Source organism: Vibrio lentus (genome assembly GCF_002875945.1).
GTDB classification, from domain to species: domain Bacteria; phylum Pseudomonadota; class Gammaproteobacteria; order Enterobacterales; family Vibrionaceae; genus Vibrio; species Vibrio apostichopi.
On the sequence record NZ_MCZK01000113.1, the window covers coordinates 86324 to 98807 of the forward strand.

The following is a 12484-nucleotide window of genomic DNA, read 5'->3' on the forward strand; positions in this document are numbered from 1 at the left end:
TTTACATGCTTTACTCCAATTATTACCCAGCTGTACAAGAATCTTCTGACAAACCTTTGCTTGTTTTTCTACATGGTTTACTCGGAAGCGGGGATGATTGGAGCGCATGTCATCCATATCTAGAGGATTTTCCTCGTCTTTGCATAGATTTGCCCGGGCATGGACAAAGTCGCTTTATTGATCCGGTAGGCTTTGATCATTGCTGCAAGAAAATCGTTCAGTGCATCACTTCTCAACTTGTCCTCAACGATCTCCCTGCAGATTACCCTATCGTGGTGATTGGCTACTCTATGGGTGGCAGGCTTGCCATGTATGGGGTGACAAGCCCTTGCTTCGAAACGCTCAATCTTGAGAAAGTCATTATTGAAGGTGGCAACTTTGGTCTTGAGCGTGATGAAGAACGAGCACAAAGGTTAGTACATGATACGCAGTGGGCTGTCCGCTTTGCGCAGCAGTCGATTGAAGATGTTTTAGACGATTGGTATCAACAAAGCGTCTTTTCTTCACTAAATCATGAGCAAAGACAAACTTTGGTCATAAAGCGTAGTGGTAACCTTGGAGTATCCGTAGCAAATATGTTGTTATCTACTTCGTTAGCTAAGCAACCGGATTTACGTGCCACATTGAAGTCTCATGAGCATCAATTGCATTATGTGTGTGGTGAAAAAGATCGTAAATTCATGGAGCTAGCTGAGAATAGTGGCTTTGAATATAGTCAGGTTGATTACGCTGGTCATAATGTTCATTTCGAACAACCAGAGCTGTTTTCCAACCTGATCATCCAATGTATCGCCAGTCGTCGCTAAACTGACTGAGCGGTTCTCTCGTATCAAGCACTATCAAAAGCAGAGCAACACCGTCACGACTATTCGTTAGTCGTGGTCTCTAATAGAACAATGGGAATCACCATGGCTAAAACAGTAGGCATCACAGAAGAAGAACTTTACGCAGCAGTTAACTGGCGCGATGAAAGCAGTCAATTTGAAGATATTCAGTATCACAAGTCTGACGACGGTATTGCGAAAATCACGATTGCTCGCCCTCAAGTTCACAATGCGTTCCGTCCACAAACCGTAAAAGAGATGATCAATGCATTGGCTGATGCTCGTTATGACGAGAAGGTTGGCGTAATCATTTTGACGGGTCTTGGTGAGAAGGCGTTCTGTTCTGGTGGTGACCAAAGTATTCGTGGTGACTACGGCGGCTATCAAGATGATTCAGGTACACACCACCTGAACGTGCTTGATTTCCAACGTCAAATTCGTACTTGTCCAAAACCAGTTATCGCAGCGGTATCGGGTTGGGCAGTAGGTGGTGGTCATGTTCTTCACATGATGGCAGACCTTACAATCGCAGCTGAAAACGCACAGTTTGGTCAAACGGGTCCTAAAGTAGGCTCATTCGATGGCGGTTGGGGTGCTTCTTATATGGCGCGTATCGTTGGCCAGAAGAAAGCGCGTGAAATCTGGTTCTTATGTCGTTTCTACGATGCTCAAGAAGCATTGGACATGGGTCTAGTAAACACAGTCGTACCTGTTGCTGATCTAGAAAAAGAAACCGTTCGTTGGTGTCGTGAAGTGCTTCAACACAGCCCAATGGCGCTGCGTTGCTTAAAAGCGGCACTCAATGCTGACTGTGATGGCCAAGCCGGTCTTCAAGAGTTGGCGGGTAACGCAACCATGATGTTCTACATGACAGAGGAAGGCCAAGAAGGTCGCAATGCGTTTAACGAGAAACGTCGACCTGATTTCGACAAATTCCCGCGTAACCCATAGCCTTTTCCTCTTCAGAATGAGTCGCTAAATAGCGGCTCGTTTTGTTTTGATGTTCCCATTTTTAGGACACCTTATGAACTCAGTGAATTCTCAGCGTCACGCGAAACTCTACCGTTATCAGTTACCTATGGATAGTGGTGTAGTACTTCGTGATAATAAGTTGAGCGAACGAATTGGTTACATTATCCAACTTGAGTGTGATGGTAAAACTGGTTTTGGTGAAGTTGCACCTCTGCCAGGTTTTAGCCTAGAAGATGCCGAGCAAGCCGGTATTCAACTGCAACACGAACTAGAGCTTTGGAGCCACAATAACCCTCAAACGCCTTTTGATGAGTTATATCCTTCTGTTGCCTTCGGTTTTTCGATGGCGATGATGGAACTACGCGGCGAACTTAACGCAGAAGGTAACTACCAAGCTGCGCCTTTGTGTACTGGCGATCCTGATGAGTTGATCCCTGTGCTCAATGAGATGAAAGGCGAGAAGGTTGCTAAGGTAAAAGTTGGCCTTTATGAAGCGATCCGTGATGGCATGCTGGTGAGCTTATTCCTTGAGTCGATTCCTGATTTAACCCTAAGACTTGATGCTAACCGTGCGTGGAAGCCAGAAAAGGCTAAGCAGTTTATCAAGTACATTGCGCCTTCACTGCGTCAACGTATTAGCTTTATTGAAGAACCTTGTCAGAAGCCAGAAGACAGCTTGGCATTTGCCATTGACCATGGTGTTGCGATTGCATGGGATGAGACACTACAAGAAGCGGTAAGAAGCCCTGAGTTTAATCTCAGCGACCTTACGGGTGTTAAAGCGGTAGTGATTAAACCAACTCTAATTGGTTCGGTAGAACGTTGTGTCGCTATCATTGAACGCGCGCAGCAACTTGGTATCAAACCAGTACTAAGTTCAAGCATAGAGTCGAGCCTTGGCTTAACTCAGATTGCTCGATTGGCACAACAATACTTGCCTAATGAAGTCCCAGGACTTGATACAATTGGCTTGTATCAGCAACAGCTAGAAGTCTCTTGGCCGGGTTGCCAGCTTCCAGTTTCAACGCTTGAACAGCAGCAATTGATTTGGTCTTCTTAGGCTGATTGTTCGTTTGGCTTAGACCGTTTTCAATCCATAACTTGGTTATTTTATGATGCGCCCACAATCTATTCACCACCCGCTCTGGGTAAAGTGGGCGCAGCAAAACCCACATCAAACAGCGTTAGTGACTCCTGACTGGGCTTACACTTGGCTGCAAGTCTCAGTGTTAGTGAGTGAGTACCAACAACAATTATCCCATCAAGGTTTATGTGAAGGTGATGTACTGACGATTGCCGGTAAGAACCAAGCTGAAGTGATTCCAGTGTATCTTGCGGCCTTAAATTTAGGGGTGGTTTGTGCGTTTACCATGCCTCAGCCAAAAGCTCGTTTAACGCAGAAGCTTGAATCCCTTTATGGTCAACTAGACAGACGTTACCTGTGGTTATTAGATAGCTGTGGGTTAGATCATTCTGATGCTGTTGACCTCAAGACGATATTGGTGACCTTACCTTGCTTGAACGAAGTTAAGGTCGATGGTAATGACAAACTAACAACACCGAAAAATCCTAACTTTAATCCTCAATCTTTAGCGAGCATCGTATTCACGTCTGGCTCTACCGGAAATCCGAAAGCGGTGGCGCACACGTTACAGCAACACTTATGTTCAGCGAACGGTTTACTCGACGTTTTTCACTTTGAACAAGCTGACACTTGGCTACTTAGCTTACCGATGTACCACGTATCGGGATTAGCGATTGTCCATCGTTGGTTAGCTGCTGGTGGTTGTATCAAAATAGGTCAAGGTAAGCTCGAAACCGATATCGAAAGTTGCAGTCATGCCTCTTTAGTCGCTACTCAACTGCATAGGTTATTACAAAGTAAGCAAGCACTTACTTTAACTCATGTGCTTTTAGGTGGTAGTCATATTCCAGAAGCGCTAGGGCTTGAAGCTCAACAAATGGGTATCGAAACTTGGCTTGGATATGGCATGACAGAAGCGGCTTCGACAGTGACCGCGAAACCCGTCGATGGCACCAAAACGGCAGGCTTTGTTCTCGACCAGCGCCAATTGAAGATTGAAGAGCAGCGCATCTATATTGGCGGTAATACACTTGCTTCTGGTTATTACTATCAAGGTGACTTAACGCCACTGGTGGATGACCAAGGTTGGTTCGACAGTAAAGACCTCGGTGAATGGGATGGCGAACAAGTGTTGATTATTGGCCGAGCGGATAATCAGTTTATTTCCGGCGGTGAAAACATCCACTGTGAAGAAATCGAGCGAGCACTCAACCAATTACCTGAAGTTAAACAAGCCTTTGTGGTCCCTGTTGAAGACAGTGAATTTGGCTTTAGACCGATTGCGATTGTCGACTGCGATGAACTACCTACCAAAGGTTGGTTTGCAGAGCAGTTACAAGGGAGCCTAGAGCGATTCAAGTTTCCAATTAAGTATTATCAGATGCCTGAGCAAGAACAGCAGGGGATCAAAGTATCGAGAGCAGGTTTAGCAGCTTGGTTGTTTCAGCATAGAAACTAAAAGCCGAAGAACACTGGAAGATGTATGTCGTTTGCTAGATTGAGAGCCGGTTAGTTAATTTAGCAATTAGATAGTTCAAAACAGAATTTATTATCTTTATAACCATCCATCATAATAAGCCCTATAAATAACGGATTATAGAATAAGGTCTTATTATGAAAATTGCCCTCATCATTGCGGTTTTACTGCAGATAGGCCAAGCAGTTACTTCGTCTGGGCTGACGCGATCGTTGGCTGAACTCACTGCATTTGTATTGGTTGTGGTACTTGTTTTGATGAAAAGGGAGAATCAAAAGAGTGATAAGCCTGTGTTTGACTAGTGACTGTTGTAACAATGAATATATACGATAAAGGCAAAGCCCATTTGAGCTTTGCCTTTTTATTTTGTTATTCGCTAATCTGTGTGTCTGGTTAACACATGAACCAATCTACAGGGCTGCTTTGCGTATTAGGTGTAGGTGTATTAGGCGAGAGTTAACCACGCTAATGAGCCTGTCGAAATCATCGTCCACATTGTAATACCAAACATCAGTGGCTTCGGCCCTGCCGCTTTAAGCTTCTCAACTGAAATACCGCAACCAATCAAGAATAAACAAACTACCAGCGCACGCTTAGACACATCAAAGATACCTTGGTAGACCATCTCAAATTGTGGCATCAAGTCACTAATAGCGATAGCAGCACAGTAGAAGAAAATGAAGTAAGGAATCGTAATCTTCTTTTGATCATTCTTGAAGATCATCGCACTGACTAACGCGATTGGGATAATCCAAAGTGCGCGTGCTAGCTTCAATGTTGTTGCTGTGGTTAGTGCTTCTTCGCCGTACGCTGATGCTGCACCAACAACCGAAGATGTATCATGAATCGCGATTGCAGCCCATGTTCCGAAAGTCTGTTGGCTTAGCTCTAGCGCATGGCCAATCATCGGGAACAAGAAAAGGGCAACTGAGTTCAACACGAACACTGTAGCTAACGCTAAACCAATCTGTTCATCGTCTGCTTTAATGGCTGGGGCTACGGCGGCAATGGCGCTACCACCACAAATTGCGGTACCAGAAGAGATCAGGTAACCCGTGGTGCGATCCAGTCCCATTCGTTTCGCTAAGAACCAACCAATCACCAGCGTGCCAATGATGGTTGTGACAATCAGACCAATACCGTCGCCTGTTACTGCCAGTGCTTTTTCAAACTGAATGCCAAAACCTAAGCCGACAATTGAGTAGGCCAGTAGCTTCTTGGTGAGTTTGCCTACTTCTAGGTGCTCAGGGACTAAACCTAAACTTGCAAGCAGGAAACCGATCACGAGTGCCGTCGGTGAACTCACCCATGGGGTTAAGCAAAACAGAGCAGCAAGATAAAATGGAACAGACTTTTTTAGATTCATTATATTTAGGTCGTCGCGTCTAGTATTGGCAGCGTAGTGGAAGACTATACGTGTAACACAATGGTAAGTAAGTCTAAATGAATTGAACAAACGTTAAGTAAAACTGAACGCTTGTTCTTATGCTCTAATATTTAGCTAAAGAGTTGTCGGGATGGCTCTGCTTAGCGCAATGATCCACGAAGCTCTGCAACCGACTGGCGCAATGTTTCACAAGAGGTATCTTTCGGCAAAATCGGTTTCCCTGCTTCGATCTCGATCTTTGTCCAGAATCGATTAGGCAAACCTTTACATGCACTGCCTTTAAAGCGACTAAAGTAGCTTCCCCATAAACCTTTGAGTGCCATCGGGATAACAGGTACAGGTGAACGTCGGATGATCAGTTCCATTCCACGCATGAACTCTGCTACTTCGCCATCTGAGGTCAGCTTTCCTTCTGGGAAAATACACACGATGTGGCCTTCATGCAGTGCGCGTTCTACTTCTTTGAAAGCATTACGAATCGAACTGCGGTTTGTAGCGGAGATTGGAATCACCCCAGCTCTTTTCAAGAAACGTCGCAATGGTGGGAGTTTGGCGTAATCTTCCTCCATCACAAAGCGGATCAAGCGAGGGCAAACGGCGCTCAGCAGTAATGCATCCATATAGCTCACATGATTACAGACGATCAGCGCACCGCCTTTTTCTGGTAAGTGATGCAGGTTCTTATGCTTCACACGGTACATGGTGTGAGTCACCACCCAAGTGAAGAATCGGAAGGCATAGATCGGCACCTGATAAAACAGAGCAAACATAACTAAAGTATTGAACACCGCGAGTAGGGCGAACAATTGTGGAATTGAAAACTGTAGAACACTCAGGAACACGATACCAAGAACAGCGCTTCCCACCATGAACAGTGAGTTGTAGATGTTCAAGCCTGCGATAACTTGCGCTCGCTCATTGGGTTTGGCTCTAAACTGCATCAAAGAGTACAAAGGCACGATGAAAATACCACCCGACATGCCAAGCAGCAGTAGATAGGTGAACAGAGGCCATAATTCAGAGTAAGACACGAAGCTTTTGAACGAATCGAATTCAGGAAGTGCATCTGGTATCGAAACGGCCATTAAAAACCCGAAAATAGAGATACCTAGGCTGCCCATGGGCACAATGCCGATCTCAATCCTGTGGTTGGATAATTTGTCACAAGCCAATGAACCAATGGCAATACCGACTGAAAACAGTGCTAATAAAAACGCGACAGCGCTTTCCGTGCCGTTTAGGTAAACCTTGGTGAAGTTGGGAAACTGAGTGAGATAAGTCGCCCCTAAGAACCAAAACCAGCTTATTGCCATCAGTGCTTGGAACGTAGGTCGATCTTTCTTAGCAATCGCGAGCGTTTGGCGTGTCAGTGTAATGGGTTGCCACTTCACTTTTAGATTAGGTGCATTGCTTGGCGCTTCAGGGATAAAGTGACTGGCTAAATAGCCGAGCACCGCAAACGTCACAATACAGACTGCAGCGATCAGCTTTGAATTCTCTTCTGAGGCAATGATTCCGGCGCCTAAGGTGCCGATCAAAATAGCTAAGAAGGTGCCAGTCTCGACCAAAGCGTTACCAGAAACCAGTTCTTTCGATTCTAACTGTTGAGGAAGTAGGGCGTATTTTACAGGGCCAAAGAAGGCACTTTGTGTTCCCATTAAAAACAGTAATAGCAGCAAAATCGCGTAGCTTTCGTAGATAAAACCAATGGCACCCAGTGACATGATCACGACTTCAAGAAGCTTCACCTTACGAATGAACCAAGATTTTTCGTACTTATCCGCCAAGACGCCCGCTAAAGCAGAAAAGAGAAAGAAGGGCAGGATAAAAAGACCAGCGGCCAAGTTAATGAACAAGTTGCTGGAAATTGGCAAGGTGTCTACGCTTGCGAAGGCAACAAAGAGCAGCAGGACATTTTTGAAGATGTTGTCATTAAAGGCTCCCAAAAATTGGGTAATAAAATAGGGTAGGAACCTTTTTTGGGCTAACAGCGAGGATTGGCTGTCATTGTTCATTATCTGTCCTTTGATGATTACCAGTTGGTGAGGTAGTTTGAGATTAGGTTATTAATCAGTTCTTTACCATCAATAGGCTCAGAAGCGAAAAATTTATCATCAACACTCAGCAGGGTTATTCCGTGAACACCAGACCATAACACGCGGCTTGCTTTCACAACTTCACTTTCGGTGTGTTCAGGCGCAATGGCCATTAATAATTGCTCTAGCATGCCCGTCATTTTATCGATTCGATTAGATTGCCACTCAGGAAGGTTTTCACCATTCATGTTGTGTTCGAAGATAAGCTGCCAGCGATGAGGATTTTTCTGTGCGTAGTCGTGGTAGCAATAAGCGAGGTTGAATAACGCTTGCTGTGGGTTGCTTGATTTCTCTACGGCTGATGCGGATTCAGAGGCGAGTTCGTCTAGTGTTTGAGCAACAACGTGCAAAAGCAACAGGTTATAGTTACCAAACACATTCACTAGAGTACTCGGTACATACCCAATCATATTGGCGATTTTGCGTAAACTTAACTCGTGATAAGAGTGCTCTTCTAGGAAGTCCGTCACCGTCTTTAAGGTGAGCTGAACCAGTTGTTCTCGAGTGTGATCGTTTCTTCGTGCCATGAGTAGTATCTAGTAAATGAACATCGTTCAATATTTTAATGCTGCCCCAGAGTGCCGTCAATCCTTTAGCTACATTAGTAAACAATTAATAACCGCAATATTATGATACATGTGTAAACGCAGTGAATATTTCATTGTTCTTTGTTAACGAGTATGATTAAGGTGTCGAAAGATAAAGAAACCTATAAAGGATAATAATGAAACGATTTTTCTCACTAGTCGCGATCCTGTTGGTAACAGTCGCGGTGACGCCAATCGCGGAAGCGAAAAAGTTTGGTGGTGGTAAGTCATTTGGCAAAAGCTTTAAAACGGCTCCAGCACCAAAACAACAAAATACGAATGCGATCCGACAAGATCAAACTGGTAAGAACACAGCAGCTAACTCTAGCAAGAAAGGCCTTATGGGTGGTCTGCTAGGCGGTTTACTTGCTGGTGGTCTATTAGCTGCGTTCTTCGGTGGCGCATTTGAAGGTATCCAGTTTATGGATATCCTGATTATGGGTCTGATTGCTTTCCTTGCGTTCAAATTCCTACGCGGAATGTTGGGGGCGAAGCAAGGCTCCATGAACCAGCAGAATGCACGTGGCCAACAGCCAGCATTCGGCGGCATGGGTCAGAACAAGTTTGAACAACCGCAGCAAAAGCCAAATGTTCATAACTTCGAGCAAGCACAACCTCAATCTCAAGGCGCTGCTGGCGGCTTTGGTTTTGGTGCGCAAAGCGATGTTCCACACAATTACCCACCGGGCTTTGATCAAGCAGCTTTCATCAATGGTTCGCGTGAACACTACCGTACACTGCAAGGTGCATGGAACCACAACGAGTTGAATACAATTGAAGAATACGTTTCTCCAAGCCTATTCGAAGACCTTAAAGCTGAGCGTGATAAGCTTTCTGGTGAGCAACATACAGACGTAATGTACGTTGATGCTGAAATCGTTCGTGCTGACCATGACGGTAGCAAGGCTCAATTAAGCCTACAGTTTAGCGGTCGTTACCGTGATACTGCGGATGGTGTTGAAGAAGATATCACAGATATCTGGCACTTAGAGCGTGATCTAACTACTGACAATGCACCATGGCTAATTGTTGGTATTCAAGGTTAATCTATACTAAATACCATTCAATTTAGTCTTTGAATCAAACGCCTACTGAGCAATCAGTAGGCGTTTTTTTATGGAAAGAAAACGGTAATTTCCCTTTCTTTGTGAGCGGGTGAGATAAATCATGAACAGGTTGGCTTATTTGTTCTCTATTTCATTGAATGAGTTCTGAGTAAACTGATACCAAACAATTGATTAGGTAATATGATGAGCGAAGACACAACGTCGGTGAAATGGGGTATTGCTGGTTTAGGCAACATAGCGAAAAGGTTCGCAACCGCACTCACTCAGCACTCTGAACATGGCGAGCTTTACGCTGTCGCTTCTAGGGACTCTGAACGAGCAAACGCGTTTGGTCAGAACTTTGGTTGTGAGTTGAGTTATGGCTCCTATGAAGAGATGGCCAACAACCCGAATGTGGACGCAGTTTACATTGCCACGGTTCACCCATACCACAAACCGTTGGCAGAGCTGTTTCTGAGTCACAAAAAACATGTATTGGTAGAGAAGCCTGCGTTTACTAATCTCGCGGATTGGTTGGCAATGAAAGCCCTAGCGGACAAAAATGGGGTCTTGTTATTGGAAGCGATGAAAACTGTGGCGTTTCCAGCGTACCGTGAGCTCAAATCTTATCTTGTTGAAAACAATCTGCAGATTACCTCGATTGAAGCTGGGTTTGGCAACGAACATGACTATGATCCCAACTTGTTTATATTCAACCCAGATCTCTCGGGTGGTGCGACACTTGATGTTGGGGTTTATGGACTGTGGTTTTACTATGATTTATGTCGAAGCTTAGGCGTAACGCCTTCAGAGCCTCAGGTTGATATGTCGAGTATGTACAAGCAATCGAATGTGGATACTGATTCTTTGTTTACGTTCTCTCAAGGTATTGAAGGGAAAATATCGGCGTCTATCGTTTCTAATTTACCTCGCTCTGCTACATTGCGTGGGCCTGAACTAACGATCACGATAAGAGATAAGTGGTGGAACCCAGAGACAATAGACATTGAATATCAGGGCACAAAACACACCATTCAGCATAAAGTAGTGGGAAATGGTTTCGAGTTCGAGATTGATCATATGTCTCAGTTGGTACGTGATAACAAGACCGACTCTGATGTTCTACTCTCTGATGTCTCTTTACAGGTTATCGAAACAATGGAACGAGCATTGCTGAATGCAGGCTACGGACACCTCACTAAGACAAAGACTTCAGAAAAATAGATGGCAAACCAAAAGCGACAACTCGAACTTTACGAACAGATATTTCAGGCGTTTGGCCCTGGAACCTCGCGATGTCAGATCAGTCAGTTGGCGGCGCTGTTGTTCGTCAGTGAGCGTCATGTTCAAACCATTATCAAAACGATGGTAAGGGAAGGTTGGGTTGAGTGGCAGGCGAGTTCAGGTCGCAACAAAAAAGCGTTATTAACATGCCTCGTTGAACCTATCGATGCGTGTTATACGCTGGTTCGCGAGTTGTCAGACGCGGGTAGTGTGGAGCAAATGCTTCCAATACTGAGTTTTGGCGGAAGGGATGCTGGGCTAGAGCTGCAGTCGTTTTTAAGTCATGCCAATCAAGCTGCGCGTCGGGCCTATATCCCATTTCATCGAAAGCTAGAACAACTTCATCCTCATAAGGTGCTCCGACGAACTGAGCGCTTCTTAGTGAGCCAAGTGTGCCAGCGCCTTACCTATGTAGAGAATGACCAAACTGAGAATAACCAAGCAGGGAATGACCAGGCTAAGAATAGCCAAGTTCGAGGTGATTTGGCTTATCACTGGCAATCAAATGAAGATGCGACAGTGTGGCGCTTTCAAATTCGCAATGACGTGCATTTTCATGATGGCAGCCTTTTATTGAGCAAGGATATTGTTCGCTGCCTTCAATCTTTGACTCAGAGTGAGCATTGGCGTCTTGGTTATCAGCATATAGCCGCCGTGGATCTCTATTCAGAGAATACCGTGGAAGTGCGTTTGAATGAAACGGACTGGCATTTACCAAGGCTTTTGTCGCGCGTAGAAGCGTCAATATTTCAAACGTCGATATCTGGAAAGCTCAATGGATCTGGTGCTTTTTCTCTCGATGTGTTCTCAGAGAACATGCTCCGTCTAAGTCGTAATAAACTCTATTCACATCATGTGTCTATTTTGAACAGTATCGAGCTGTGGGTGTACCCAGAATGGGCAACGAGTAAGGTATGCGCTGAAAACAAGCTGTGCCTTGAAATGCCAGAAAAAACCAGTGCCGTACCGAGTGAAAACTATTCCATATTTTTGAAGATCCAAGCCCTCAGTCAGACTAACGAAATAACCCAAACAGTGACGGTTGAAGATACATCGGAATCCCAAAAACTTTTTACAAGCCTTGCTTCACCTGATGATAATTTGGTGTTAATCGAATACGGAAACTACACCAAGATCGAAGGAGTGGTGTTGTGCAGTCTTATTGACGAAGGTGATCCGTTGAGCGCTTGGCTTAGCTTCTTATCTCGCTTTCCGTTTTCTACTCTCAATTTAGATTCGCAGATCTTGGAGACGATGCGAACGTATCTTTCGTTGATTCGTCAGCAGCCTGATTACAGTCGTTCGCTAGCCATACTAGCTAAATGTCGTCATTGGTTGTCTGAGGTAGATATTGTTACTGATCTTAAGCATGAAGCGTTTGGATTAGAAGTATCAGAGCGGATACAAGGCGTACAAGTGAATGGTTTTGGCTGGTGTGAATTGAATAAATTATGGATTTCAGACAGTTAAGCACTGATGGTTCAAAGGAAGTGATCAATAAGAAATAAGTAATCAACAAGCCAGAAACGAAAAAAGCCAACTCAATGAGTTGGCTTTTCGATTTTCCAATTAAGAAGAATATGGTGGAGGGAGACGGATTCGAACCATCGAAGGCAGTGCCGGCAGATTTACAGTCTGCTCCCTTTGGCCACTCGGGAACCCCTCCAGGGTGTGTCTTACTCTTCACAAAGTAAGCCTAAATTGATGTTTTCCCATAAGCCCATCAA

11 protein-coding genes and 1 tRNA gene are annotated in these 12484 nt (G+C 44.7%); 8 read left to right on the plus strand and 4 right to left on the minus strand.

Annotation, left to right across the window (positions count from 1 at the left end):
- The first annotated feature begins 5 nt into the window (after nt 1-5).
- The 5 genes from menH (at nt 6) to BCT49_RS25840 (ending at nt 4659) form a co-directional block, all read left to right on the plus strand.
- Nucleotides 6-806: a 2-succinyl-6-hydroxy-2,4-cyclohexadiene-1-carboxylate synthase gene (gene menH, locus BCT49_RS11625; protein WP_102435331.1), complete on the plus strand. Its 801-nt coding sequence runs from the start codon at nt 6-8 to the stop codon at nt 804-806.
- Nucleotides 807-908: 102 nt separating this feature from the next.
- Nucleotides 909-1775 carry a 1,4-dihydroxy-2-naphthoyl-CoA synthase gene (gene menB, locus BCT49_RS11630; protein WP_010439547.1) on the plus strand — a complete coding sequence of 289 codons (867 nt, stop codon included), beginning with the start codon at nt 909-911 and terminating at the stop codon, nt 1773-1775.
- Nucleotides 1776-1848: 73 nt separating this feature from the next.
- Nucleotides 1849-2856 carry an o-succinylbenzoate synthase gene (menC, locus tag BCT49_RS11635; protein WP_102435332.1) on the plus strand — a complete coding sequence of 336 codons (1008 nt, stop codon included), beginning with the start codon at nt 1849-1851 and terminating at the stop codon, nt 2854-2856.
- Nucleotides 2857-2908: 52 nt separating this feature from the next.
- Nucleotides 2909-4339 carry an o-succinylbenzoate--CoA ligase gene (menE, locus tag BCT49_RS11640; protein WP_102435333.1) on the plus strand — a complete coding sequence of 477 codons (1431 nt, stop codon included), beginning with the start codon at nt 2909-2911 and terminating at the stop codon, nt 4337-4339.
- A gap of 155 nt (nt 4340-4494) precedes the next feature.
- A complete protein-coding gene (locus BCT49_RS25840) occupies nt 4495-4659 on the plus strand; it encodes a hypothetical protein (RefSeq protein ID WP_198595848.1) in 165 nt (54 codons plus the stop codon).
- A 143-nt stretch (nt 4660-4802) separates the two neighbouring features.
- Here BCT49_RS25840 and BCT49_RS11645 read toward each other — a convergent pair whose 3' ends face one another.
- The 3 genes from BCT49_RS11645 to BCT49_RS11655 form a co-directional block, all read right to left on the minus strand.
- A complete protein-coding gene (locus BCT49_RS11645) occupies nt 4803-5723 on the minus strand; it encodes a YeiH family protein (RefSeq protein WP_102435334.1) in 921 nt (306 codons plus the stop codon).
- Nucleotides 5724-5884: 161 nt separating this feature from the next.
- Nucleotides 5885-7759: an MFS transporter gene (locus tag BCT49_RS11650; RefSeq protein ID WP_102435335.1), complete on the minus strand. Its 1875-nt coding sequence runs from the start codon at nt 7757-7759 to the stop codon at nt 5885-5887.
- A 17-nt stretch (nt 7760-7776) separates the two neighbouring features.
- On the minus strand, nt 7777-8367 hold the full coding sequence (locus BCT49_RS11655; RefSeq protein WP_017110059.1) for a TetR/AcrR family transcriptional regulator: 591 nt from the start codon (nt 8365-8367) through the stop codon (nt 7777-7779).
- Between the two features lie 197 nt (nt 8368-8564).
- On the opposite strand from BCT49_RS11655, the gene BCT49_RS11660 reads away from it, so the two are divergent.
- From BCT49_RS11660 to BCT49_RS11670, 3 genes are all read left to right on the plus strand, one after another.
- Nucleotides 8565-9473 (plus strand): Tim44 domain-containing protein, encoded by a 909-nt coding sequence (locus tag BCT49_RS11660; protein ID WP_102435336.1) that lies wholly within the window; start codon nt 8565-8567, stop codon nt 9471-9473.
- A 204-nt stretch (nt 9474-9677) separates the two neighbouring features.
- Nucleotides 9678-10697 (plus strand): Gfo/Idh/MocA family protein, encoded by a 1020-nt coding sequence (locus BCT49_RS11665; protein ID WP_102435337.1) that lies wholly within the window; start codon nt 9678-9680, stop codon nt 10695-10697.
- Nucleotides 10698-12227, plus strand: a complete 1530-nt coding sequence (locus tag BCT49_RS11670) for an SgrR family transcriptional regulator (RefSeq protein WP_102435338.1) — start codon at nt 10698-10700, stop codon at nt 12225-12227.
- A gap of 111 nt (nt 12228-12338) precedes the next feature.
- On the opposite strand, the gene BCT49_RS11675 is transcribed toward BCT49_RS11670, so the two are convergent.
- Nucleotides 12339-12423: transfer RNA gene (locus BCT49_RS11675), tRNA-Tyr, on the minus strand.
- Nucleotides 12424-12484: the final 61 nt, after the last annotated feature.

Bases quoted from the DNA above. Each gene is read 5' to 3' on its own strand.
- menH (WP_102435331.1), top strand. From the start codon at position 6: ATGCTTTACTCCAATTATTACCCAGCTGTACAAGAATCTTCTGACAAA.
- menB (WP_010439547.1), top strand. From the start codon at position 909: ATGGCTAAAACAGTAGGCATCACAGAAGAAGAACTTTACGCAGCAGTT.
- menC (WP_102435332.1), top strand. From the start codon at position 1,849: ATGAACTCAGTGAATTCTCAGCGTCACGCGAAACTCTACCGTTATCAG.
- menE (WP_102435333.1), top strand. From the start codon at position 2,909: ATGATGCGCCCACAATCTATTCACCACCCGCTCTGGGTAAAGTGGGCG.
- BCT49_RS25840 (WP_198595848.1), top strand. From the start codon at position 4,495: ATGAAAATTGCCCTCATCATTGCGGTTTTACTGCAGATAGGCCAAGCA.
- BCT49_RS11645 (WP_102435334.1), bottom strand. From the start codon at position 5,723: ATGAATCTAAAAAAGTCTGTTCCATTTTATCTTGCTGCTCTGTTTTGC.
- BCT49_RS11650 (WP_102435335.1), bottom strand. From the start codon at position 7,759: ATGAACAATGACAGCCAATCCTCGCTGTTAGCCCAAAAAAGGTTCCTA.
- BCT49_RS11655 (WP_017110059.1), bottom strand. From the start codon at position 8,367: ATGGCACGAAGAAACGATCACACTCGAGAACAACTGGTTCAGCTCACC.
- BCT49_RS11660 (WP_102435336.1), top strand. From the start codon at position 8,565: ATGAAACGATTTTTCTCACTAGTCGCGATCCTGTTGGTAACAGTCGCG.
- BCT49_RS11665 (WP_102435337.1), top strand. From the start codon at position 9,678: ATGAGCGAAGACACAACGTCGGTGAAATGGGGTATTGCTGGTTTAGGC.
- BCT49_RS11670 (WP_102435338.1), top strand. From the start codon at position 10,698: ATGGCAAACCAAAAGCGACAACTCGAACTTTACGAACAGATATTTCAG.